The sequence below is a fragment of the Prescottella sp. GW823-FHT02E09 genome (genome assembly GCF_058797375.1).
The window spans coordinates 388,863-413,157 of sequence record NZ_JBXAJP010000006.1 but is presented as its reverse complement, the minus strand read 5'-3'; the positions used below and the strand labels follow the sequence as shown (position 1 = coordinate 413,157).

The following is a 24,295-nucleotide window of genomic DNA, read 5'->3' as shown; positions in this document are numbered from 1 at the left end:
GAACAGGTTACATTTCCTGAACCGAACCGACGCGGAGGAGTCAGATCGTGCGTTACGGCATCAGCCTGTTCACCAGTGACCGAGGAATCACCCCCGCGGCGGCCGCGCAGGCGGTGGAGGAATCCGGTTTCGACGCGTTCTACGTGCCCGAACACACTCACATCCCGGTCAACCGGGAGTCGAATCATCCCGGCACCGGCAACGAGTCGCTGCCCGACGATCGCTACATGCGCACCCTCGACCCGTGGGTCGCGCTCGGCACCGCCGCGTCGGTGACGTCGCGGATCCGGCTCGGCACGTCGGTGGCACTACCGCTCGAGCACGACCCCATCACGCTCGCCAAGACCATCGCCTCCCTCGATCACCTGTCGGGCGGGCGCGTCACGTTCGGCGTCGGCTACGGCTGGAACGCCGAGGAACTCGCCGACCACGGTGTCGATCCCAAGAAGCGCCGCACCGCGCTGCGCGAGTACCTCGAGGCGATGCAGGCGCTGTGGACGCAGGACGAGGCGTCGTACGACGGTCAGTTCGTGAAGTTCGGCCCGAGCTGGGCGTGGCCCAAGCCGATCCAGCAGCCGCGCCCGCCCGTCCTGGTCGGTGCCGGGGCGTCGGAGAAGACGTTCGCGTGGATCGCCCGGTCCGCCGACGGCTGGATCACCACGCCGATCGAGCGCGACATCGAGGACAACGTGACGCTGCTGCGCAAGATCTGGGCCGACGCGGGCCGTTCCGGGCAGCCGGAGATCATCGTGCTGGCTGGTAAGCCCGACGCCGAGAAGCTGGCCCGCTGGCAGGATCTCGGCGTCAGCGAGGCACTGTTCGGGATGCCCGACAGCTCCGAGGACGAGGTGCGCGCGTACCTGCAGCGACTGGCCGGCAAGCTCGGTATCGGCTGACGCCGGTCAGCGCGGCGGCCCCTCCGTCAGCACCAGCGAACCCGACCGCGGTGCGCCGGTGGCGTCGATCCACCGCAACTGGACGGGGTCGCCCGGGTGCAGGGCGTTCATCCGGATCGTGAGGTCGGCGGCGGCGCGTACGGGTACGCCGTCGAACTCGACGATCACGTCACCGCGGCCGAGCCCGGCACCCTCGGCGGGGCTGCGGAAGCTGACGAGCGTCACCTCCGCGCCCGACGGCACGTTCGACTGCGGATCGCGATGGTCCCGGACGCTGACCCCCAGCAGCGGGGTGGGGCCGATGTGCACGGTGTCCGACGGCCGCCCGGCCAGCACCTGCTCCACCAGTTCCATCGCGGAGTCGATCGGGATCGCGTACGACTTCGGGGCGGGTGCCTGCGGCACGTCACGTTCGACGGCGTTCCCGGCGCTGCTGACTCCGATCACCTCGCCGAACGCGTTCACCAGTGGGCCGCCCGAGTCTCCGGGGCGGACGTCGGCGTCCACCTCGATCAGCCCGGACATCTGGTTGCGGGAGCCGTCGACGGAGTTGCGGGTGGTGATCGTGACCCCGAGTCGGGTGACGGCACCGGGCGCCGGCACCGGCACCCCGCCGCCCTCCGCGTTCCCGATCGCGGTCACCGGATCGCCGACGTGGGCCGCGTTCGACGACCCCAGCACCGCGGTCGGCAGGCCGGCGCCGCCGGGTAGTCGGAGCACCGCGAGGTCGCGGGTGCTGTCGTAGCCGACGACCTCGATCGGGTACCGGCGCATGTCGTGCATGCTGGTCGCCACGATTTCGGTACCGCCGTCGATCACGTGATGGTTGGTGAGCACGATCGCCGCGGAATCAGCCGGGCGCAGGACGATTCCGGTCCCCGCCGTCGTGCCGAGCGCCGACTGGGTCATGACGGTGACGATGGTGGGCACCACGCGGGCCGACAGTTCTGCAGGGTCGAGCGGAACGGCCGGCGGCGGGGCCGGTGCGACCACCGACGTCGCCGCCTGCTGTGGCGGCGACGCGTCGATCGTGCCGTGTTCGAGCGGTATGGCCAGGAGAGCGAGGCCCGCGGCCACGAGCACTGCAACAGCAGCACTGGCGCGGCGCACCCTCGTCGCTCTCATGGGTTCAGTCGCTTCCCTCCCGGTACACCGGCAGCAGACCGGAATCGCGGGCCTGCAGCAGTGTCGGCGCGGCCAGGTCCTTGTCGGACAGCGTCCACTGAAGCGGTGTTCCGTCGCGTCCGACGACCGGCCAGTCGATGCCGATGCCGGGGTCCAGTGGGCTCACCTCGTGCTCGCGTTCGGGGTTGTAGCCGGACGAGCACAGATAGATCACCGTCGAGTCGTCCTCGAGCGACAGGAACGCGTGCCCGAGACCCTCGGAGACGAAGAGTGCGCGACGGTCGACGTCGTCGAGCAGCACCGAATCCCACTGCCCGAACGTCGGCGAACCGACTCGCAGGTCGACGACCACATCGAGGACCGCGCCCTTTGCGCACGTGACGTACTTCGCCTGGCCGGGCGGGACGTCGGCGAAGTGGATGCCGCGCAGCACGCCGGCCGCGGACACCGAGCAGTTGGCCTGCTGCAGATCGAGGGTTCGGCCGATCGCGGCGGAGAACCCAGTGAAGCCGGGTTCCTTGAACCATTCGAGGAACACCCCGCGGTGGTCACCGAACTGTCGGGGCGTGATCTCCCACGCCCCCGGAACCTTCAACTCCCGATAATCCATTTCACCATTCTCTGCCGCGGTCGAGCAGGCCCAGCAGGTACGTGCCGTAACCGGACTTGATCAGCGGCTGCGCCCGCTCGCGCAGTTCGTCGTCGGAGATGAAGCCGCGCCGCCACGCCACCTCCTCGGGGACGCCGATCTTGAGGCCCTGGCGCTGCTCGATGGTGCGCACGTAGTTCGACGCGTCGAGCAGTGAATCGAACGTGCCGGTGTCCAGCCACGCGGTGCCACGCGGCAGCACCTCCACCTGCAGCCGCCCGGCCTCCAGGTACGTGCGGTTGACGTCGGTGATCTCGTACTCGCCGCGCGCCGACGGCTTCAGGTCGCGCGCGATGGCGACTACGTCGTTGTCGTAGAAGTACAGCCCCGGCACCGCGTAGTTGGACCGCGGCTGCGCCGGCTTCTCCTCCAGCGAGATCGCGGTGCCGGAGTCGTCGAACTCGATGACGCCGTACGCGCCCGGATCGGACACCCAGTACCCGAACACCGCGCCGCCCTTGACGTCGTGGAAACGGTTGAGCGTGGTGCCCAGGCCGGGGCCGTAGAAGATGTTGTCACCGAGGACGAGCGCCACCGAATCCGAGCGGATGTGGTCGGCGCCCAGCACGAACGCCTGAGCCAGACCGTTCGGTTCGTGCTGCACCTGGTAGCTGAGCGAGATGCCGAACCGGGAGCCGTCGCCCAGCAGGTTGTGGAACTGGTCGGCGTCGCCGGGCGTGGTGATGATCAGGATGTCGCGGATCCCGGCCAGCATCAGCGTCGAGAGCGGGTAGTAGATCATCGGCTTGTCGTAGACGGGTACCAGCTGCTTGCTCACGCCCAGCGTGATCGGGTGCAGCCGGCTGCCCGTGCCACCAGCCAGAATGATTCCGCGCATGTACTGAAGTGTTTCACGGGCGGCGGCGGGATTTCGGGGGAGTGGGTGCACTCGTCGAATGCGCGTCCGGTTTGCCGCGTCCGGGTGCGTGCACAGTAGGAGGAAACCGGCACGGACGGCTGTGCGCGCCAGCCGGGCAGCACACCTGCGGCGTTATGATCCTGAGGGGTCTACCACGAACTGCATGACGGTCCAGCGGCGCTTGGCCGGGCGAGGGTACGAGCAATGTGGTGGGTACGAACACAGTTTCACAGTCTGCGACCACGGCCGGTCGGCCGAGTCGGGCGACCGGCCGTGGTCGGAATGCGGAGTGAGTCGGCCCGTCGGTTCCGATGACTGGGCAGATCGTACTGAGGGAGAAGCTGCGGCGCCCACCGGTGCACGGGCTGATCCGGCGCCGCTTGGTGGACCCGCTCTGCAAGCTGCCTGCGGGTTCGCTCGGCCTCGTGGTCGCACCTGCCGGGGCCGGGAAGACCACCCTGCTCGCGTGGGTGGCGGACCGCTGCGGAATCCCCGTCGGCTGGTATCGCGCCGCCTCCGACGACCGAGCGGAGGCGGGTCTCGTCGCGCACCTCGCGCACACACTGATGCCGGTGACCGGGGTCGAGGCCGGCGAAGTGGAGACGATGGCCGACCTGCTCGGCCGCCTCGACGGATGGCGCGGGCCCGGTGCGCTGCTGATCCTCGACGACGTCCACGAGATCGAGGCCAGCGAGGCATCCACCTCCCTGGCGCGATTCGTCGCGCTGCGTCCAGGGCGGCTGCGGGTGCTCATGGGCAGCCGCAGGACTCCCGACCTGAACGTGCCCCGACTCCGTGTCTCCGGGACGGTTCGTGAGATCGACGGTGACGATCTGCGGTTCCGCCACTGGGAGGTCGAGGAACTGTTCGCGAAGATCTTCCAGGAGCCGATCGCGCCCAAATCCGCGGCGGCCCTGACCCGGCGTACCGGGGGGTGGGCGGCCGGGCTGACCCTCTTCCGCCTGGCCACCACGGGGCGGACACCCGCCGGGCGCGAGCACGCTGTCGAGGAACTGGGCGGACGGTCCAAACTGATCCGGTCGTACCTGGCCCGCAACGTCCTCGCCGAACTCCCGGAGAAGACCCGTCGATTCATGCTGACGACGGCGACCCTGGGGCGGTTGACCGGACCACTGTGCGACGGACTGCTGGGGGAGGCCGGGAGTGGCCGGGTACTCGACCTGCTCGAGCGACGACAGCTGTTCACCACCTGCGACGACGACGGGTCGACCTACCGCTACCACGAGGTGCTCCGCACCCACCTCGAGTCCGAACTCGTCGAGGAGTACGGGATCGCACAGGCAAGGGCCTGGTACGCGCGGAGTGCCGGGTTGCTCGAGGCCGCGCAGCATCATCGGGACGCGGCGATCGCGCACGCGAAGGCCGGGAACTGGGTGGCGGTCGGTCGGCTGGTGCACGAATCCGCCGAGGTCGCCTCGGCGCTCGGTGATCTCCCGTTTCCGCCGCACATGCTGCGCGAGGATCCCTGGCTGGCGATGGCCGAGGCCCGACGCCTCGGGCGGACGGGTGCACTCACCGAGGCGGGCAACGCATATCGGCGGGCCCAGGATCTCTGCGACGATCCTGAGTACCAGACCGTCTGCCGCCGCGAACGGGCTCTCGTCGAGTTGTGGCGAACGGGCGGCGGGGGCGTGCGAACGGGCGGATCGGAGCACTGGAGTGCGCCTGTGCGGTCGGCACTGCGGACGACCCCGTCCGACGCTCAGGGCGGTTCCCGACCCGAGGGCGCGCATGCCCGTCTGGTCGAGGGTCTGGTCGCGGTGTCGATGGGCGATCTGGTCGGTGCACGGAAGTCGTTGGCGGAGTCGGCCGAACAGGAATCCGATGCGGTCGCAAGCCTGTTCGCCAGGTTGGCGGGAACCGTCGTCGACATCGTGTTCGGGGCGCCCGGCGACCCGACCGACCGGCTCGGCGAAATCTCCTTGGATGCGGAGCTTGCGGGCTTCCCCTGGCTCGCCCGACTGTGTCGAGGGTTCCACGAGGCCGCGCTCGCCCTCTCGGCGCACTGGCGGCTCGCAGCCTGCGACGAGTTGGTTCGGGAGTGCGTCCACTCCGGCGACCGATGGGGAGCCGCGATCCTCCGAATGTCGACCGCCCTCGTTCGGTCCAGGCATCGGGACGAGCAGGCGCACAACGATTTCACGGATGCCGGCGAGCTGTTCGCGGCGGCGGGCGCCGAGGTGGGGGAAGTGTGGGCGCAGGTATTCGCGTGTCTGGAGGCACGCGAGCGGGAAGGCCACTCGGGGGCGCTCGCGCAGTTGGCCGGGCGCTGCCGCGCGCTCCGGGTGCGCGGTGCCCACGCGGTGGCGACTCTCGCGCGGGAACAGGTGGGTCAGGGAGCAGGGGCCGTCCCGACCTCGGCGGAAGTGGATGCACGCCGCACCCTGGAGGTGCTCGGGCTGGCGGAACTGCTCGGGGAGGCGCGGAGGTCTGCGCGGACCGGTACCCCGGCACCGCCTCGGGTGGCCGTCCGCTGCTTCGGCGGGTTCGGCTTCGAGGTAGGTGAGCGGCCCGTCGACATGTCCCGAATACGTCCGAAAGCCGCTGCGCTCCTGCGCATTCTCGCGCTCCACTCCGGACGGCACGTGCACCGCGAAGTACTCGAGGAGTCGTTGTGGCCAGGGGTCGAGCACGAGGTGGCGTGTCATCGCCTGCAGGTCGCGGTCTCGAGCATTCGCTCGCTCCTCGGGAGCACGGGGGTGACCATTCGTCGTTGCGGGGAGGCATACGGATTGCAGTTGCCACGGGGAACCGTGAGCGACGTGCGCGCATTCGAGGAAGTCCTCGCCGGCGTTTCGGGTATCGGGTCGGACGGGGTCGCCGATCGGGTGCGCATGCGCCGCGAGGCCCTCGATCTCTATCGCGGCGATCTGCTGCCCGAGGACGGCCCGGCCGAGTTCGTCACGGAGATCAGGGATCGGTTGCGCCGGGCGGCGGCGGAAGCGGCCGCCGCCCTCGCGGAGGACTGCAGGACCCTCGGTGACGGCGACGATGCGCGGGAGGCGGCGCGACTGTCCGTCCGGCTCAATCCTTACCAGGACCGTCCGTGGGAACTCCTCATCGCGCTCGACGAGGCCACCGGCGACCGGTGTGCTGCAGACCAGACCCGGCGCGAGTACTCGAGGGCGCGTGCCGAGGTGGCGGGAAGAGCCGTCACGAATCCGGACCGACGATCTCCACCCGGTGCGGCACGTGCGCCGGAGTGACGGCCGCGACCAGAGCCTCCAAGCGGGCGATGTCCACGTGCGCCGGATCGGTGGCGGTGACGCGCACCGTGACCCCGGCCTGGGTGGGGGCCTCCGGAGTCGACGAGGGTCGATCCGACCACGACGCGCCACCCGGTTCCACCACCTCGACGTCGACCCCGAAGGCTGCGGCCACCGCGTCCCGTACACCCGTCGTGGTGCCGCGCCATCGGAGCAACTCGGCTCCGGCCTGCACCAGTTCGCGCTTGCGAGTTGGCGTCTCGTCGGTGCCGAGGGTGAGGCCGAGCCAACCGGCGAGCCAGTCGAGCGCGTCGGTCGGCGTGGTGCTGGGGTCGAGGTACGCATGGTAGGAGTCGAGGACGAGGAAGGCCGGAGCCAGCAGTCGGTCCGCCACCTCGCAGATGCCCTGGACGTAGTGGTCGTCGAGGTACAGCGCCGGCAGTGTCGTCCCGAGTGGTCGGGGCGTGCCCAGTCGGTCCACCGTGCCGCGCATCACTGCACCAGGACCGAGTGTCGGTACGAGCAGATCAATCCGTTGTCGGGCACCAGGATCCGATCGGTCGCGTCACCACGCTGGCCGGTGTGCGGATCGGTGGGGAACATGTGCACGGTGATCTCACCGGCCATGTCCACACCGGGAACCGATGCCAGCAGTGAGTTCACCTCGTGTACCCGCAGGCTGCGGCCGAACGGCCACCCCGTGCCGTCCTGCCCGCCACGCAGTGGGTGCAGCAGTCCGTACAGCCGGCGTGAGACGTCCGCCTTGACGCTCGTTTCGTCGCTGCCGGGCAGGGCGGTGAGCCCGACCGCCACGGTCACCCCGATGTACTCGGGGGGCTCGACGATCACCCGGGTTCCGATCAACCGGCGCCGGTCGAGGAACTTCGCGATGTGCCGCAGCGTCTCCGGCAGCGGTGCCAGGTCCGTGATGCGGACGCGGCCGGCCTCGTCGTCCGCGACGTGGGGGACGACCAGCACCCGGACCAGACCGGATTCCTCACCGAGACAGTGCACGCGGGCGACTTCGGGGGCGGCCTCCCGCGTGAGTTGCTCGAAGTCCTCCGTCGTGACGGCACGCCCCCTGGACCGCAGCACCACCGGTCCGCGCGCCTTCAACTCCTCGACGGTCTCGGCCTGGGCGCCGCCGACGGCCGCGATCCGGTTCTCCACCCGGGCGACGTAGGGCACCGAGGTCTTCAGCACCCGTATCTGACCGATGCCGATGTTCCCACGTGTGCCACCGCCGATCCGGTACGAGTGCAACTGCAGCACGGCGCCTTTGGGTGGTGCGGCACCGTAGTTGCGCACCGATCCGTCCGCCTCGCGGACGGCCGGTCCGAAGGCGATTTCCCCGGACACCGCGTCGACGTGGAACACCGCGCTTTCCGGACCGGACTCGGCGAAGTCGTCGACCGCGGTCCACTCGGACACCGCGCCGTCGGCCGCCGTCGCGGTCAGCGTCCCCGGCTCGGCACCGGGCACGACCGGTCCGAAGCGAAGCGGAAAACGCTGCGCAGCACTGCCGTCGGACACCCCGAGCACCTCGTCGCGGATCGCGCGGGCGTGGGCGATGGGAGCGGTACCGCCGACCGTCATCGCGGCTATCGCGTCGACATGCGGTGAGCGCGAGTACATCGGCTGGTCGGGAAGCGGCGCGACCACCCGGCACCGGACCCAGCCCGCGCGCTGGCCCGCGACCACGGACGCGGAATGGTCGAAGGGCAGATGGAGCACGACGTCACCCGGCTTGTTGAACCCGCCGGTCTCGTCGCGATCCACCTCGCAGCCCACCCAGCCGTGGGGAGTCCAGGCCTCCCACACGAGCGGTGGGCGCAGGGGATCCACGCCGACGCCCGACACCCGGCACTCGAGCCGCAGCAGCAGCGCGCAGGAGGGCACCGCCGACGAGAGTCCCACCAGGAGGCAGTCCCCGGCCGCCGGCCGCGACCCGAAGCAGTCGAATCCGCCGCGATCGAGATCGACGGTGCGATCGACCGGATCCGCGTCGCCCGCCGAGACGGCCACCCGACTCCGGGTGCAGGGCACGATGTCGAGGCTGGAGAAGGTAGCGAACACCACGGGTTCCTGCAGGTCGGTCCGGTCCGTGCTGACCTCGGCCTCCGCGCGCACCGTCACCGTCTGCGGTTGCGGCGCCGACAGCCAGAACGTCGCCTGGGCCCGGGCCGCCGACGCGGGCCGCAACTCCAGGCCGATCAGATCCAGGAACTTCAGATAGTGGCGATCGGGTACGCGGTTGAGGCGATAGATCAGCTGGTCCAGCATGGCGGCGAACGCCTCGATGAGCGTGATGCCGGGGTCGGACAGGTTGTGGTCGGACCATTCCGGGAATCGCGACCGCATCAGCCGGCGGCCGTCGTCGACGAGTTCCTGGAATCCGCGATCGTCGAGGTTCGGGGCGGGGAGCACGGCAGTCACCTGCCTTTCTCGGGTATCGGGCCGGGTGGGGGTTCGTCGGGAATGACGTAGAACGGGAAGACGAGGTTGCGGGCCTCGTTGCGGCCGTGGATCCGGTAGCCGATGTCGACGAAGAACGCACCGAGGTCGTACTCGTCGAAGTCGACGTACACGTGCTCGACGTCGATGCGCGGCTCCCACTGCTCGAGCGCCGACCGGACATCGTGCGCGATCGCGGCGGCGGTGGCGGTCGTGGTGGGTGCGAACACGTGATCGTGCACCCGACAACCGAATTCGGGTCGCATCGGCCGCTCACCCGGTGCGGTCCGCAGGATGATCTCGATGGCCTGCTCCACATCGGTTGCGCCGGTGACCAACACGAATGCCCCGGTGGCGTCGATCTGCACCGGACTGGACCATCCGGAGCCGACGAAGTCCGCGGACATCGCGTCAACCTCCGATCAGTACGGTCAGGGCGCCCATGATGATCGGTGCTCCGCATCCGGAGAGATCCCCGACCCGGGCCGCCGGCTTCCCGCCGATGAGCACCGTCGGACAGCCGGGCGGAAGCAGCGGAGTCGGCGGATGGACGGTGGGCGGCGGGAACGAGCAGACATGGGGCGTACCGACGGTGGCGGCCGGGCGGCCCTCGATCAGCACGGTGAGTTCTCCGGGCGGGCCGACGACACCGGGATGGCCGGTCGCGTCGCCCACCCGTGCCGCGGGTGGCATGTCCGGTCCTCCTCTCCGTACGAGGTCAGTTCAGCTTGATCGGCAGGCCCTTGACGGTGCAGGGGCCGCCCGCCTGGACGTCCACGGTGGCGTTGGCGCGCATGGCGACCTGTGACCCGCGCAGGTCGACGCGGCCCTTCGTGTCGACCGACACCGCCCCGGTGCCACCGGCCACCGTCACCCCGTTGGTCGCCTGCACGGAGACGGTGTGACCCTTCAGCGTGAGCGGCGAGGTCCCGGCGTCGACGGTGACACCCTTCGCCCCCGCGACCGTCACGGTGCCGTCGCTGTGGACGGTGACGGTGGTTCCGACCGCGTCCAGGTCCAGGAAGCAGGTGCGCTGGGCGGTGCCGATGCTGATCCCCTCGGTGCGTCCCTTCGCGTCGTGCAGGTCGACGCGGTGCCCCAGCCGGGAGACGAACGAGCGCCGGTTGACCTCACCGGAACCGCTGTCGACGACCGGGATCCCCTCGGTCGGCGGGGTGTCGATCCCGTTGTAGAGACCGCCCAGCACGTACGGCCGTTCGGTGGCGTCCTGTTCGAAGGCCACCAGGACCTCGTCGCCCACCTCGGGTAGCAGCATCGTCCCGCGAGCCAGGCCCGCGCCGGGTTGGAGGGTGCGTGCCCAGTCGCTGACGTAATCGTCGGACAGCCAAGGGAACTTGAGCTTGACGCGGCCGCTGCCGGTGGGATCGTTCACGTCCGTGACCTGTGCGACGACCACGCCGCGCCCGACCCCCGCCACGGCATCGCCGCCGACGAGGCCGAGCAGACCGCGGTCGTGTCTGCCGGAGGCGGTGAAGGTCGTGGTGTATCCCGTCGAGGGGTCGTAGCGGTGCCGTGCGGTGGTGAGCCGGAACTTGCCGTCGAACGGTGCTCCCAGATCTTGCAGGGACACAGAGACGTTGGCGCGCACCTTCGGATTGCCGCGCGCGACGCCCTCTATCTCCGCGAACGTACCGCCGATCCGCTCGGCGATCGCCTTCGCGGCGGAGTCCGCCTCGGGCTGGGTGCGGTGGGTGGGTGCGACGCCGGTGAACGTCGGGTTCCCGACGGCGGCGGCCAGGTCGGCCGGCGTGGCTCCGGGGATCTCCGCGCTGAGGGTTCCGGCGTCGGCGGTTCCGACGATCGGCCGTTTCGTGTTCACGTCCCAGCCCCTCGCCTCGACCCGGGCCACCTGCCCGGCCGCCGTGAGCACGGACCGCAGCCGCACCAGGTCCTCTCCGAACCGCAGCACCAGGGGATTCTTCGCCTTCCCGTCCGGTGCGGTCGAGGCACGTTCGGGCGGGCCGAAGTTGAGTTCGTCGTCACGCACCGTGGTCTCGAAACCGATGTCGCGGCCGAGACGGTCGAGGAACTCCCAGTCCGTCTCCGCGCACTGGGAGATGTGATCGAAGACGGTGGGGGAGGGTGTGATCCGCCCGGGGGCCAGACCCGCCCGGCGTGCGACGGCGGTGGCAGCATCGGAAGCGGTGGCCTGGGTGAAGGATTCGGTGTGACGACCGCGGAAGAGTCGGTGCGCCTGGTCGTAACCGCGCAGGATGGTGAATGTGCCGGTGGCCTCGTGTTCGGCCTCGAGTGCCGTGACCTCGCCGGCGACGAGACGTTCCGACTCGGGGTGGCTGTCGGTGACGACGGTGATCGTCAGCTTCGCGCCGATCGTGACGCCGGTCTTGGAGACCACCGTTCGGTCCGGATCCCGGAACCGAAGGACGAACGAGTCGGGGACGCGCAGGTTGGTGTCGACGTAGGCGGACACCAGGAGGACGGAGACGTCCTCGGGCACCGGTGAACCGTCGATCGTGATCTGGAACCCGCCGGTCGTCGGCACCGTCATCACATCCTCATCAGATCGTCACGGGCGGGCAGCATCACCGCGGTCCCGTCCGGAATGCGCATCGGGTCGTCGATCCCGTTGTATGCGGCGATATTCCGCCACAGCGCCGCGTCGCCGTACTCGGCGTGCGCGAGCAGTGGGAGGCAGTCGCCGGCGACCATGGTGTGGGTCGAGCGCGCGGCGACGGATTGGGAGGACGGATTCTGCCCACCCTTACCGCCGGGCATCTCCTCGAGGTTGACCGTGCACACCGCGCGGATCGGCACCCCCGAGGACGAGAAGCGCGTGAACTTGGCGCTCACCTGGGTCACGAAGCCGGGGAAGCTCTTCAATCCGCCCCAGGTGAAGATGACCAGTGGTGGAAGGGCTTTCGCGGTACCGATGGTGTTCTCGGTGGGTACACAGCACTTCATCAACGCGTCCACCCGGGTCACCACACTGTTGTCCTGCGTCTCCCACGCGTCGAAGAACATCTCGAGGCTGAGCTTTGACGGCTCGGAGCCCAGGAACTCCGGTGGGCCGGCCTTCTTGGCGCCCTTCGTCGGCTTGCTGCCCCACTTCGCCGCCTTCGCGATGGTCACCTCCTTGGGGTTGAACTGGAAGTCGATGCTTCCGAGGTGGCCGCCGGGCTGGCTGCCGCCCGGAGCCTTCGTCGGCTCGTACAGTTCGAGACTCGCATGTACCTGCGCACCCGCAGCGTTGTTCCGGGCACCCGGCTTGGTGTCGGCGCCGTCGGAACGGATGGCGACTGCCTCGGTCACGACTTGCTCCTGTCCGTCCCACGGATCCCGCAGTGGGCGATCTCCAGCGTCTCGGTGGCCACCTTGGGACTTTCGAGGGTGAGACTGGGCCCGGTCCACCGGACCGGGACCACCCCGGACAGCGACCACTCGGCGACGACGCTGCCCTCGGTGTTCATCGCCGCGATCTTCGCGGTGGTGGGAGCGAACCCGTTGACGACGTCGTTGACCCAGTTGGACAGCAGGTGACTGTCCTTGCCGACCGGCCGGGAGAGCTTGATGTTGCTGAACTTCACCCGGGTGGGCAGTTGCCACACCATCCCGTTGTTGCCGCCCTCCTCCCGCTGCTCGAGCACGATCTCCAAGCCCAGGCCCTCACAGCTGGTGAAGTTACCCAGCGGGGAGGAGTCGACCGTCACCGAGAAGCACACGCTGACCGCGGGGTCGGTGTCGTCCATGGCAATTCCTTTCGTGACGGGTCGGCGTCACCGGTCCGTGAGCAGTCCGGAACGTTCGCGGTCCAACCAGAGTTCGGCTCGCAGCCGGGCCGCGAGCGGTTCATACAACTGGCGCGCCAGTTCGTCCAGCGACGGTCCGCCGCCGACCGGGGGCGCCGACCCGGACGGCGCCGGCGGCGCGGCGGCGACGGAGGATGGCGCTTCGGCCGCGGCGGGTGGCGTGGCCTCGGGTGGCGTCGCCTCGGGCGGGGTGTCGGGTTCCTCGATTTGTTGGAGCGGGGCCTGGGGCAACACGGTCGGCCGGGTCGGATCGGCGAGGAGCGGTGGTCGTGACGGGCTCCGCTGCGTCGCCCGAGGTGTCGGGGTCGGTTCGGCGGTGACTGATTCGCGTGAAATGTGCTCCGACGAGCGGGCCGTCGTGTGGGAGTCGTGCGGGAGCGGGACACGCTGGATCGGCAGCGGCGTCGGGGTGGCGGCCGGACGACCGGCGCCGTCCGCCACACTACTGCCGGTCATCGCCGCGAACATCTGCGTGAAGGACACGGATTCACCGGCGGCGCGAGTCGATTCGGGGGTGGTCTCGGTCGGGCGCGGCAGTTGGTCGGGCATGGCTGTGCGCGGGATCCGGATCGGGATCCCGGATCGCTGCACCGTCGGTGCGGCGGGTCCGGGCGGGGTTCCGGGTTCGTGCGGCAGGGAGAGCTGGGCGGCGCGGGCGGCCTGCACGGTCGTGTCGGGACGTGCGGGGGCCGCCGTGCGGGGGAGTGTGGGTATGGGGTCGCTGTCGTGCGGTGCGGCGGTGCGGGCGGCGTCTGTCGGTGCCTGGGTTGGGCGAGTTGCGGGCTCGGCAGCAGACGCGGGGCCGGCCTCGGGCTGTGATTCGGAGCGATCTCGGACAGTGCTGCGCTGCAGTCGAACTGTGCGATCGACGGTGTTTCGCGAGTGGGCGGGGGCGCCAGGCGTGGGCGGGGTCGGGACGGGGCCACGGGAGGTGATGGGGGTGGATGGTGTTCCCGCAGGGCTGCGGGAGACGGTGGGCGCAGAGGGCGTTCCCGCGGGGTTAGGGAAGGTCGTTGCGTCGGCCCTGCTGTTGATTCCGTCGCTGCGGGCCGTGGCGGCTGCGGGGCCGGGCGGACTGGACGAGTCATGCGTCACCCGGTCGCCCCGGCGGGGTGGGCCGACCTCGTTCGCTACGGTCGCCTCGGTGTGCGCGGGAAGGCGGAAGGCCGCCACGGGCGGCGTCGGCGGCGCGGGGCGTGCTGCGGGCGAGTCCGTGGAGTCCACGGGTCTGGTGGAATCGTCGGGCAGGCGTTGCGCCGGTGCGGAGTGTTTGGCGCGGTTGGCGCGCACCTCCATCGGTTCGGTGCTCTGCCCCGTTGTTCGTTGGAGCGGGATCGGCGCCTGCGTGTCGGGGTGGATCGGCGTCCCGACTTCGTGTCGGCTGGTCGTGGGTGGGAGTGCCGCATCGGGCGGCGGGGTCCCCGCCGGTGAGCTTCCGGCAGCAGTTGGTCGTGCCCGTTCCGAGCCTGTCGGCGGAGGCGTGCACTCGTGGGGCATCGGCCGAGGTACGGAATAGGGCGCCGTTGCGGGTGGCCCAGATTCGGGTGCCGCCCGAGTGGACGTGACAGGTGGCACCGGCTCGCGTGCTGCCGGTGCAGAAGTGGCCGTCTGTACCGACGGTGCCGGCAGTGCGGACGGTGCGGCGACGTGCTGGGCCCAGCCGCGAAGACCAGGAATCGGGCGGACCGGCGTCGGCGTATCCGGCGCGGCGCGGGGTGTGTCCGGTGTGGACGGCGACGCGTCCGGTCCGGGTGGGTCGGGGGTGGCCGGCCGGGGCACGGATTCGGTTGTGGTGGACTCGGATCCGGGGACTATATCGGTCGCTGAACCATCGCTCGGTGCGGACGGTTCGGGGTCCATCGGATCCGTCGGTGCCTGCGGGACATCGCCCGTGCCGGGGACGTCGACCGGTGCGGGGGTGGTCGCAGACGCGTCGGGGTCGATCGCAGCCGCGCGGGACACGGCGAGACGCCGTCGCGGTTCCGGGGTCGGAGCGACGGTCATCACCGGCCGGTCGGACGCCCCGGGTCCGGTCGGGGGCTCGGGATCCGTCGTGATGTCCGGAGGCGCGGATCCGAGAACGGCCGCACCGCTGTGCCTCTGGACGAAGGTGCGCGTGCCGGGGGTCGGGGTCGCTGGGGCGGGACGTTGTCGCGGGGGCGGTTCCCCGGCGAAGAGTCGGCTGAGCGGCCGGGCGAGATCCACGGTGGGGGACAGGGGGCCGGTGACACTCGGATCGGTCGCGATGCTCAGCCCGGCGGTGAAGGAGGCGAACCCCGCGCTGGTCGGGATGCGCGAGACGACGGGAGCGAGCGGGCGGAGCCTGTGCCACTGCGGATCCGGCGCCCGCACGGGTGCGGGGGCCTCCGGGGGCCTTTGTGTTCGCCACGGCCACCACCGCACCGCTCTCACCTTCCCGCCGTGTCGTCGGCAGTGAGCTGCCGGATGGTCGCCACATAGCGCAGGCGCTCGTGGTGTTCGAGGTCGAGCAGTTCGTCACGCGACCAGTGGAAGTGCAGTGCGACGTACGAGAGCTCCTCGTAGAGACGGTCGGTCCCGTACGTCACGATTCCCCCAGGCGCCCACCCGAAAGGTCGACGGTGAACTCGTGGTGGCACGACGGGCAGGCGACGCCGGCCAGCGTGTGTCCCTCCTGGTTCACCTGTCGGTACAGGTCCTGCAGGAAGGCCAGATCCGAGGCGAACAGCGATTCCACGATGCCCGCGTGGACGTCGTCGATGTCGCCCAGTCGCGTCACCACCCGTGCGATCAACACCACCGTCAGATAGGTCGGGTTCTCGCGGACCCGGTCGTCGCGTTGCGTGACGAGTTCGTCGCGCGCGGTCGCGAGCCGCATCGTCCCCTCGCGGTGCACGGCGCCGTCGGCGTCGACGAAGCCGCGGGGCAGCACGAACGAGAACTCGGTCTGCAGGCGCTCCCGGGGCGGTTCGGTCGCGGCACCCCGGATGTCGTCGTGGGGGCCGTCCACCACCGCGGCCGCGTTGGTCCTACGCACCCTCGACCTCGCAGCGCTCGTAGGTGAGGACCAGCTTCTCGGTCAGCACACTGGTGTCGCCGGCCTTGAGAGAGTTCACCTCGAGGCTCTTGGGCCACGCGTTGGTCACCTTGTAGCGCTTGACGGCGCTGCCCTCGTAGTCGTAGACCACGATCGCGCCGCCCTTGCGAACGTCGCCCATCTTCCCGAGTTGAGAATCCTTGACCCACTTGTCGAAACTGTTGTCCTCGGTGAGCGGGCGGGTGAGCGTGACCTCGCCGGCCTTCCACCGCCCGGGCAGCTTCTTGACCAGATACTTGCCGTCCGCGGCCGAGTTCGACTTGTACTCGATGACATCCTGCTCCATCTTCAGGCCGGTGACCTCGGTGATGGACTTGATCTGGATGCCGTCGAACTCCAGCCCGAACGAGTGGCCGACGGAGCTGTCGAATTCGGGAAGGGCCATGGGAGCACCTCACTTTCGATCGATCGGATCATTCGGCGACCAGGCTGGTGCCGCCCGAGAACTGGGAGAGCCGGAAGATGACGAACTCGGCGGGCTTCACCGGGGCGACCCCGATCTGGCAGACCACCTCTCCGGCATCGATGCCCTCCGCCGGGTTCGTCTCGTCGTCGCACTTGACGAAGAAGGCCTCGTCCGGAGTGGTGCCGAACAGGGCGCCCCGCCGCCACTCGTTGACCAGGAAGGCTCCGATGGTCCGTCGCAGCTTCGCCCACAACGCCTGGTCGTTCGGTTCGAACACCACCCAGCTGGTTCCGCCGAGGATCGACTCCTCCAGGTAGTTGAACAGGCGGCGGATGTTCAGGTACCGCCAGGCCGGGTCGGAGGAGAGGGTGCGGGCGCCCCACACCCGGATTCCGCGTCCCGGGAAGGACCGAATGCAGTTGATGCCCCACGGGTTCAGCAGATCGTGCTCGTTGCGGGTGATCTGGGTTTCCAGGCTGACCGCGCCGCGGACCACCTCGTTGGCCGGGGCCTTGTGCACACCCCGTGTGTCGTCGTTGCGGCCCCAGATGCCGGCGATGTAGCCCGACGGCGGCAGGTACTCGCCGTCGCCGTTCCCGATCCACGGCCAGTACAGTGCAGCATATTTCGAGTCGTAGGCGGCCTTGTCGACGCGCCACTCCTTGACCTGCTGGGCGTTGAGGCCCGGCGGCGGGTCCAGGATCGCCATCCGGTCGCCCATCTGCTCGCAGTGCGCGATCATCGACTGCTGCACGGACTGCACGGTGTCGAGGTCGATGGCGCCCTGCTGGTAGGCGGTCATCAGGTCGGGGATGCACACCATGGTGACCTCGTCGACCGCCTCGAGCCCGGAGAACCCGCTGCGGTCGGCGACGTCGCCGACGTAGTCGTCGCCCGAGAGCCGGGCCGGGACTTTCGCGGCGGGTGGTGGCGGTGCCTCGAGTGCCGTGGTCATTCCGGGCTTCGTGTCCTCGACGGTCTTGCCGGTGACCGCCTCGAGGCGGATCACCTTGGAGGTGGCGTTGACGACGGTCTGGGCGCCGGTCTTGCCGCGTCCGGCGGTGAGGCCGTTGTGTTCCTCGACCACTTCGCCGCCGCGCCGGACCACGAGCTTGAAGGACCCTTCCGGGGCGTCGCCGTCGGCCGCGGCGGCCTCGACGTCGAGGCTGCCGCTCGGTGCGGCAGGATCGAGTGCCATCACCCGGAGGTTGCCCAGAACGCCTTGTGGTGGAGAGCTTTCCACGTCCTTCGGTGTGGGGTTGTCGTTCGATGTGTCGTAGTCGACGCCGATGCGGACGACGTAACACATTCCGCCACCGTTCTGGAAGTATCCGAACACCGAGCGGGCGAGCGCAGCACCGTCGACGAATCCGCCGAAGGTACTGGTGAATTGGGTCCAATTGGTTACGAGCGTCGGCTTGTTGAACGGGCCGGATTCGGTGAGGCCGACGAACGCGGCAACGGCCGTGCCGACGCCCTCGATCGGACGGGAACCGGAGTCGACTTCCTCGACATAGACCCCGGGGGACAGGTAGGTCGGCATGGTTGCCTCCTGGACGCGGGACGCGATGAGGTTGATTCTGCGCGTGCCGTTGCATCCTGAGCAGTTGCCAACGGACGCCTGCCTGGTCATTGATCGGTGCCCCATCGGGCACGGATCAGAGCCGTGAAGTCGAGCTTTGTGAAGCTGTGTGGCACTGTCGCACTGAGCTATCGTCTGAATTGGGTGCTGCCCGCCGGCTTGTACCAGCTCGCTCCACATGTGCCAGCGACGGCTGTCCATCAGGCGCATTGCGCCCGATCTCGAAATGTATGCGAAGAGTTCTTCGATTGGATCCCCATGGAGAAGGCGCCAGGGTGGTACACCGACCCATCGAACAGGGCGCAAGCACGCTACTGGGACGGTAGGGAATGGACTGAGCACATCTACCAATCGCAGCCACCTGACGCCACGTCCGAGATCGACCTGAGCTACGACCGACTGGGAAGTCGGCTGCACGCGATCGGGTCCGTCGAGCTGACGTACGACAGGCTCGGCAGCCGCCCGCGCAAAGTGGGTGACTGGCGCCTGGAGTACGACAAGTTCGGCAGCCGTCTTCGGCAAATCGAGCGTCTCGAGGTCGAATACGACATGCTTGGAAGCCGTCCATCGCGCCTCGGCGCCTGGGATCTGCATTACGACACACTCGGTAGCCGTTTGCGGCAAATCGGTCCATTCCGGGTGGACTACGACACGCTCGGCAGCCGAGTACGGACCATCGGGCCCATGCGGATTCACTACGACTCGCTCGGCAGTCGACCGCGACGGGTAGAGCTGTCCTCGCCCGATGAAGGGCAACTGTCGGCGGATTGCCTGCTTGCGTTGTTCTTTGTCCTTTACGAACGCGAACGCAGACGCGATGAGGAGCGGTAGTGCCGAGGGGTGAACGAGCATCGTTGTATCGACGCCTCCGGTCCTGCCCGTTTCGGGCTCGGTTGGTACATGGTTGCTCTTGCTCTCCAATATTGCGGCACGGAGCACGCCGCTGAAGAGTCAGAGTGGCTAGCCAATACGCCGCTGCGAGTACAGCCGATCGGCAAAGAGTCGGCCAGATCGACGTCCGTTATTGAGGAGGGCCTTTCAGCTCGACCGGTGTTGAGACCTGGCCGCCGTTCTGCGATATCCGAACTTCGAGCGGGCGAGCGTGGCGCCGTCGACGAATCCGCCGAAGGTACTGGTGAATTGGGTCCAATTGGTTACGAGCGTCGGCTTGTTGAACGGGCCGGACTCGGTGAGGCCGACGAACGCGGCAACCGCCGTGCCGACGCCCTCGATCGGATCGGAACCGGAGGCGACTTCCTCGACGTATAACCCGGGGGACAGGCAGGTCGGCATGGTTGCCTCCTGGACGCGGGGCGCGATGAGGTTGATTACTCGCGTATTGGAGAGTGCGTTGCAGTCGTGCGGGCGTCGGGTCGGCCATGGATCGGTGCCTCTTCGGGCATTGGAGTTTCATCAATAGCGGTGACCTTGGCTGATGACCATAGCTCACCAGCGCCTCTCTCAAGAAGCGAAAAGGTTTGTTGCGATCCTAGTTTCGGGCCGAGCGTCCTCTGATGCGAGTCAATGTGTTCGCCGAGAAGGAAGTGTCAGTAGCCGCTGTGCCTCCCTGAGGGCCCCTTCGAGCTGCTCAGCGCACCTTTGATTACTTTTCAGTACCCCAGGTGAGAGGTCGCCTAGTCCGATGGACGAGAGGACATCGAGTCCGACATGATCCCAGATGCGCCACACTCCCAATCTGACGCCGGCAGCAGCAAGCGATGCTAGTGACTTCAGGCTGGTCTTCGGAATCGGCACTAACTGACGCTTCGGTATATTTCCTTCTTGCAGCTTTGATTCCCACTTCCTTCCGCCATATAGGGCCGTGGCCTCTATGGTGAGTGCGATCCTGCGTCCATCAATTGTGGCCACCTGCAGTTGTTGAAGCGCGGCGGCGCAGCGGTCGCAGGGTGTTCGGTTCATTCGTAGGATGATCGGGACTGTTGATCCTCTTGGGTACCTACTTTTGCCTGCCCGGGCTGCAAGATTCTGGCGGACGTCGTCGTTGAATGCGTACTCCGCGTGGCGTCCCATCGAGTTCTTGAATTCCATCGTACGCGTGGGGTATTGAACGAACGCGTGTGTTTCGGGAGAGAGGTAGTCAAGTGCGAGCATCAATCTCAGCGGTGGCGGTCCCATCAATCGCTTCAGTATGGCGTCAGCACTTGCGCTGTCGGCCGGCAGTTTCGATTTAGGAGCTTTCGCATCTGTCGTTGCCGTCGCCCGCTGCACCTCCCCGTGGACCGCCCAGTGCTCCCCGTGCTGCACGGGTTCGAGCACCGACAACCCGCGCCGCACTCGGATCGCTCCGAGGAGCGGACGCAGAATCCGGTCACCGACGACCTTGCCCGCGAATCGGTTTGCGGCCGCAACGCCCGACTTCATTCCGGCATCGAGACGCTTCTGCTTTCCTTCGGGGCTGTCATCCCCGCCCAGGACCTTTGCCTTCACCTTCTTGTGCTTGGCCCTCGCCGATTTCACGAGCTTCGACTTCTTGAGCTTTCCGATCAGCTTCTTGCCGAACTTCACGGCCTTTCCAACCAGCCAGTCGATGACCTTGCCGACTGGCTTCTGAACCGCCTCGAGCACCTTCTTGATCTTGTCGGCGATTCCGCCGATGCCCAACAGGCTTGCAAGCCCGCTGATTAACATCGGTACCGTCTTCGACATCGTATTCTCGATGTGTGCGGCGACGGCTCCGACTCCGCCTGAAGCGATCGACTCCACCGAGTCTAGGATCGAGTCGACGAAATCCTTGAGTCGGGCGGCGTTATCGACGAACCACATTACGGCGTCGTAGATCATCTTGCAGGCCTTGATGAACGCGGCGGCAGGGTTGAGTAGCGATACCAGCCAAGTGATTCCGGCGGTGATGATCTTTGTGATGACGAAATCCTTGATCTGGCTCATCACCGTATCTTTGAGATTTGTCAGCTTCTGGGCGATCCACCGCCAGAGTCCCGGGATGCCCTCGGTAGCAACAGCTTTGACGAAGTCAACGGCACGTTCGATCGCACCCATGGCTGGTTCTCCGACGACCTTGACGATCCGTGCGCGTATGGCGTTCCACGTGAGGCCCAGTAGTGACAGAACCAATGAGATGATTCCTTTGAGGTCGAACGTCTCGGGAATCTCGACCCCCGCGTCGGCGAGTGCCCCGAACAACCACGCCTTCAGCCCCTTCTTGAGGTGCTCGACGACATTGCTGACGAAGTTCATGACTCCGGTCTTGACCGCGTTGACGAACTTACGGAGGAACCCGATCGGGTCCCGGATGATTGTGCCTATCGCATTCGCGGCCCGCGACAGCACGCTCAGCAGCATCTCCTTCAGCTGGAGAATCGTCTTGATCGCGCCGCCTATGGCGTCGTTTGCATGGTCCCACAGGCCCTTGTTCTCGGCCTGCATCTTGGTGATCCGCTCGTCGACCGCACCCCGCGCTTCGACGTACTTTGCTGCGAGATCTTCGGCGAGTGACTTCGACTTGTCGTCTACCGAGGTTTCAAGTCCGTCGAACTTCTCCCCCACGTCCTTAGTTGCGGCCGCGCCCACCTGCTTCAGATCCTCGGGGAGCGATTTGATGTAAGCCGCGATGTCTCGGCGTCCCTGAGCAATCCGAGTTTTCGCTGCGGAAAGGTCGGTCGCCACGACATCTGCTACATGCGAGATGACCTGGTCCATCGCCTTCAGGTAGATCTCTCGTCCGGCCTGGAAGATCTCGTTCACTTCGGCAGGCGGACTGAAGAGTTTGTCCCTCAGCCATTTCCATCCGCCGAGCCAACCGCCGTAGCGGTCACGTTTGAAGGTATCCATTGTTCGTGCGACATAACCCTCGAACGTCGACCGTGCCGCCGCCGCGCCTTGTTCGAATGCCTTGTCGACCTTCGGATCGATCCCGTCGAGGATCTTCTTCACGTCTCCCTCGGTCGCCGAGTAGATCGACTGCACTCGGGTAGTGACCTCGGCGCGTTTCACCTCGTCCTTACTCTGGGTGGAGGCCTTGACGGCCGTGATCTGCCCGAGGGTGGCGACCCGCGCTCCATGGATGCCGGTGACTGCGGCTCCGGTCGACTCCGTTGCCCCGGCCTTCGCCTGGCCGAGTATCTGTGTCTCGGCTGCGCGCACCTGGGTGGGTGCTGTTGCCGAGTGCGTTGCCGCTTGCCCTTTGGCTTGCAATGCTTGCTGGAAGGCAGGCTCGTTCGACTCGGCGAGCTGCGGTTCGGTGACGTCGGCATCCGCCATCGTCCCGGCGACATCGCGGCCGCGAGCAGCAAGATTGAGTTGCCCGGATGGTGCCGGTTTGGGTACCGCGCCGGCTGCGGGCACCGTCGTCGGCGCGCCCGGTTGCTCGGCGGGCATTGGTGAAACCGCCTTCGGCACCGCCGTCGACTGGTCCGGCGCGGCCTCGGTCGCCGCGGAGATGTTCCTCGCGGATTCCTTGGTGCCCCCGGTGATCATGCCCTTGACCTCGGCCTTGACCTGCTCGGGTTGGCCAGATTTGGCGTATTTGTCGGCGTCGTCGAGGGTCCGTGGTGATTTCGCCTCGATCGCCGTCTTAACCGCGGCAATGAACGCCTTCTTATCGAATGTGCCCGCCTGCTGCGCGTCCATCGTGTCGGCCTTTGCAGCCTTGGCCTGGCTGTCGAGGTCACCAGGCGGAGCCAGCGCCGCGGCCTGCGCTTCTCGAGCCTTTGCGTTGGCGGGAGGGTGTGCCTTCGCTGACCGAGCGAAAGCGGTTGTCGACTCGATAACGCGGCCGAATCCGGGATCGTCTTCGGGTCGCACAGGCTCGGGAGGAATGGGCGGCTGAAGGCGCTGATGTGAGGGGAGAGGGGAGGGGGTCTCAGACGAGAGTGGCGGGAGAACTGGATGGGCGACGAGCGGACCGGGCGGTCGGCGAGGTGTTGGGCTGCGTCCGGCACGCGCGAGCGGGGAGCGTGGGGAGGTCGCTTTCGGGGGTGGGGTGGGTTTGTGGGTCGGTAGAGCGCCTGGATCGAGCCCGGTACCCGCCACTGTCAGTGCAGATGCCGGAGGCTTCCGGGCGGCGCCGTCGAGGTCGACAGCCACCCCCACTGATCTGACCTGACGCAGGCCCGACTCGACTGTCGGTAGATGCGGTGGTTCACGCCGAGCCTCTCGCAGCGCGGAATCGATCTGCGCTGTCCGGTCGGCTCCGGTTGTCCGGGCGCGTCCGGCGAGCAAGGCGGTGACTGCGGCATTGCCCGCTTCCCGCTGCAGCGCGAACAGTTGAGCCATGTGACCTGGGTAGCGTACGCGGGCGGGCGGTCGGGTCGCCTCTCGAACCGTGGTCGAGTCCCGCGTCGTCGACAGTCGAACGACCTGCCCCATAGCTGGCTTCCAGTCCTCGTCCTTACCGCGGCTGCTGGACTTCAGGTGCCCGTCCCCTCCGGCTCCTCTTCCTCCTCGCGCTGGACGAATCTGCCCTGAACAGAGGATTCCTCCGGCTCCTCCTCTGCCTCGTCCCGCTGAACCGGGGCTGAGGGACCCACGACACGTTCGGCATTGGCGGCCGCCTCCCGCTCGAACCGGTCCGACGGATCGGAGACGTTGATCCCACCTGGCGCCGGTGTCCCGTCCACCGGCCCGCTCCGCTGCTGCACGACGTGCGTCAGTTCGTGCGCGAGCATGACCCGGCCGTCGGTGGATTCGGGGTTGTACATGTCGCGCTGGAACACCACGTTCGATCCGACCGTGTAGGCGTGCGCGTGTACCGCACTGGCCGACCGGTTCGCGGCAGCGTCGTCGTGCACGCGGACGTCGCCGAAGTCGTGACCGAGGCGAGATTCCATGTCGGCGCGGACATCCGGTTCCAGCGGACGTCCCCCGCCGGCGACGACGTCGTGCACGGGGGAGGGCTCGTCGTCGACGAGCGCGCTGACGCCGGCGTTGCCCGCAGCCCGCTGCAAGTCCAGCAGCCCGTCCCGGCCGAGGATGTCCGGGCGGCCCTGGGCAGCAGCGGGCCCGATCGGTCCGGACGTCGAGGTTTCGTCGAGTCGAGCCGATTTCGGGCGCAGCGCCGCCTCGTCGTTGTCGAATCGGTGTTCGCGCATGGCGCAGTTCCTTTGCTCGAGCCCGCACCTTCAAGTCTCTCACCACCGCTCCGCCCTCGACAGTCCTTGTCGCCCTGCCCGATCGGGCAGAAGTACGTGCCCGATCGGGCACGGCGCCGGAGACCGTACGGTGGGTTGCAGGCACGGATGAGTACCGGCCCATGG

Annotated in this window: 21 protein-coding genes; 3 read left to right on the top strand and 18 right to left on the bottom strand. The window is 68.0% G+C overall.

Annotated elements, in window-relative coordinates; genetic code table 11:
- The first annotated feature begins 47 nt into the window (after positions 1 to 47).
- Complete coding sequence (locus tag AC1RIF_RS18155; RefSeq protein WP_492602740.1) at positions 48 to 896, top strand: LLM class F420-dependent oxidoreductase; 849 nt, start codon at positions 48 to 50, stop codon at positions 894 to 896.
- Positions 897 to 902: 6 nt separating this feature from the next.
- Here the strand turns inward: AC1RIF_RS18155 and AC1RIF_RS18150 are convergent, their stop codons facing one another.
- The 3 genes from AC1RIF_RS18150 to rfbA are packed head-to-tail and all read right to left on the bottom strand — an operon-like array spanning position 903 to position 3,508.
- Entirely contained in the window at positions 903 to 2,021 is a 1,119-nt protein-coding gene (locus AC1RIF_RS18150) for a S1C family serine protease (protein ID WP_492602739.1), read from the bottom strand.
- A gap of 4 nt (positions 2,022 to 2,025) precedes the next feature.
- Positions 2,026 to 2,631, bottom strand: a complete 606-nt coding sequence (locus AC1RIF_RS18145) for a dTDP-4-dehydrorhamnose 3,5-epimerase family protein (RefSeq protein WP_492602738.1) — start codon at positions 2,629 to 2,631, stop codon at positions 2,026 to 2,028.
- Position 2,632: 1 nt separating this feature from the next.
- Positions 2,633 to 3,508 (bottom strand): glucose-1-phosphate thymidylyltransferase RfbA, encoded by an 876-nt coding sequence (gene rfbA, locus AC1RIF_RS18140; protein WP_492602737.1) that lies wholly within the window; start codon positions 3,506 to 3,508, stop codon positions 2,633 to 2,635.
- 332 nt (positions 3,509 to 3,840) lie between these two features.
- On the opposite strand from rfbA, the gene AC1RIF_RS18135 reads away from it, so the two are divergent.
- Positions 3,841 to 6,756, top strand: coding sequence for an AfsR/SARP family transcriptional regulator (locus AC1RIF_RS18135; protein ID WP_492602736.1), 2,916 nt, complete (start codon positions 3,841 to 3,843; stop codon positions 6,754 to 6,756).
- Here the strand turns inward: AC1RIF_RS18135 and AC1RIF_RS18130 are convergent.
- The 12 genes from AC1RIF_RS18130 to AC1RIF_RS18075 all read right to left on the bottom strand — a co-directional run bounded on the left by AC1RIF_RS18130 (position 6,704) and on the right by AC1RIF_RS18075 (position 18,023).
- Complete coding sequence (locus tag AC1RIF_RS18130) at positions 6,704 to 7,249, bottom strand: phage tail protein (protein ID WP_492602735.1); 546 nt, start codon at positions 7,247 to 7,249, stop codon at positions 6,704 to 6,706. The genes AC1RIF_RS18135 and AC1RIF_RS18130 overlap by 53 nt on opposite strands.
- Complete coding sequence (locus tag AC1RIF_RS18125) at positions 7,249 to 9,192, bottom strand: putative baseplate assembly protein (RefSeq protein WP_492602734.1); 1,944 nt, start codon at positions 9,190 to 9,192, stop codon at positions 7,249 to 7,251. The genes AC1RIF_RS18130 and AC1RIF_RS18125 overlap by 1 nt, the downstream gene beginning before the upstream one ends.
- A complete protein-coding gene (locus AC1RIF_RS18120; protein ID WP_492602733.1) occupies positions 9,189 to 9,617 on the bottom strand; it encodes a gp25 family contractile injection system sheath assembly initiator in 429 nt (142 codons plus the stop codon). Before AC1RIF_RS18120 ends, AC1RIF_RS18125 begins: the two co-directional genes overlap by 4 nt.
- Positions 9,618 to 9,621: 4 nt before the next feature.
- Positions 9,622 to 9,903: a PAAR domain-containing contractile injection system baseplate protein gene (locus AC1RIF_RS18115; protein ID WP_492602732.1), complete on the bottom strand. Its 282-nt coding sequence runs from the start codon at positions 9,901 to 9,903 to the stop codon at positions 9,622 to 9,624.
- A gap of 25 nt (positions 9,904 to 9,928) precedes the next feature.
- The gene (locus AC1RIF_RS18110) at positions 9,929 to 11,740 is read right to left on the bottom strand and encodes a VgrG-related protein (protein WP_492602731.1); all 1,812 of its coding nucleotides are present in this window, start codon (positions 11,738 to 11,740) and stop codon (positions 9,929 to 9,931) included.
- Entirely contained in the window at positions 11,740 to 12,501 is a 762-nt protein-coding gene (locus AC1RIF_RS18105; RefSeq protein ID WP_492602730.1) for a CIS tube protein, read from the bottom strand. Before AC1RIF_RS18105 ends, AC1RIF_RS18110 begins: the two co-directional genes overlap by 1 nt.
- Positions 12,498 to 12,938, bottom strand: coding sequence for a phage tail protein (locus AC1RIF_RS18100; protein WP_492602729.1), 441 nt, complete (start codon positions 12,936 to 12,938; stop codon positions 12,498 to 12,500). Before AC1RIF_RS18100 ends, AC1RIF_RS18105 begins: the two co-directional genes overlap by 4 nt.
- A gap of 27 nt (positions 12,939 to 12,965) precedes the next feature.
- Positions 12,966 to 13,664 carry a hypothetical protein gene (locus AC1RIF_RS18095; RefSeq protein WP_492602728.1) on the bottom strand — a complete coding sequence of 233 codons (699 nt, stop codon included), beginning with the start codon at positions 13,662 to 13,664 and terminating at the stop codon, positions 12,966 to 12,968.
- Between the two features lie 1,742 nt (positions 13,665 to 15,406).
- Entirely contained in the window at positions 15,407 to 15,565 is a 159-nt protein-coding gene (locus tag AC1RIF_RS18090; RefSeq protein WP_181818907.1) for a DUF6760 family protein, read from the bottom strand.
- Positions 15,562 to 16,014: a hypothetical protein gene (locus tag AC1RIF_RS18085; protein ID WP_492602727.1), complete on the bottom strand. Its 453-nt coding sequence runs from the start codon at positions 16,012 to 16,014 to the stop codon at positions 15,562 to 15,564. The genes AC1RIF_RS18090 and AC1RIF_RS18085 overlap by 4 nt, the downstream gene beginning before the upstream one ends.
- A complete protein-coding gene (locus AC1RIF_RS18080; protein WP_114723716.1) occupies positions 16,007 to 16,459 on the bottom strand; it encodes a phage tail protein in 453 nt (150 codons plus the stop codon). The genes AC1RIF_RS18085 and AC1RIF_RS18080 overlap by 8 nt, the downstream gene beginning before the upstream one ends.
- A gap of 28 nt (positions 16,460 to 16,487) precedes the next feature.
- Positions 16,488 to 18,023, bottom strand: a complete 1,536-nt coding sequence (locus tag AC1RIF_RS18075; RefSeq protein WP_492602726.1) for a phage tail sheath family protein — start codon at positions 18,021 to 18,023, stop codon at positions 16,488 to 16,490.
- Positions 18,024 to 18,146: 123 nt separating this feature from the next.
- Here AC1RIF_RS18075 and AC1RIF_RS18070 point away from each other — a divergent pair, with 123 nt between their 5' ends.
- Positions 18,147 to 18,893, top strand: a complete 747-nt coding sequence (locus tag AC1RIF_RS18070) for a DUF2510 domain-containing protein (protein ID WP_492602725.1) — start codon at positions 18,147 to 18,149, stop codon at positions 18,891 to 18,893.
- Positions 18,894 to 19,100: 207 nt separating this feature from the next.
- On the opposite strand, the gene AC1RIF_RS18065 is transcribed toward AC1RIF_RS18070, so the two are convergent.
- The 3 genes from AC1RIF_RS18065 to AC1RIF_RS18055 all read right to left on the bottom strand — a co-directional run bounded on the left by AC1RIF_RS18065 (position 19,101) and on the right by AC1RIF_RS18055 (position 24,130).
- On the bottom strand, positions 19,101 to 19,355 hold the full coding sequence (locus AC1RIF_RS18065; RefSeq protein WP_492602724.1) for a hypothetical protein: 255 nt from the start codon (positions 19,353 to 19,355) through the stop codon (positions 19,101 to 19,103).
- 228 nt (positions 19,356 to 19,583) lie between these two features.
- A complete protein-coding gene (locus AC1RIF_RS18060; protein ID WP_492602723.1) occupies positions 19,584 to 22,670 on the bottom strand; it encodes a phage tail protein in 3,087 nt (1,028 codons plus the stop codon).
- A gap of 779 nt (positions 22,671 to 23,449) precedes the next feature.
- On the bottom strand, positions 23,450 to 24,130 hold the full coding sequence (locus AC1RIF_RS18055) for an eCIS core domain-containing protein (protein ID WP_492602722.1): 681 nt from the start codon (positions 24,128 to 24,130) through the stop codon (positions 23,450 to 23,452).
- Positions 24,131 to 24,295 lie beyond the last annotated feature (165 nt).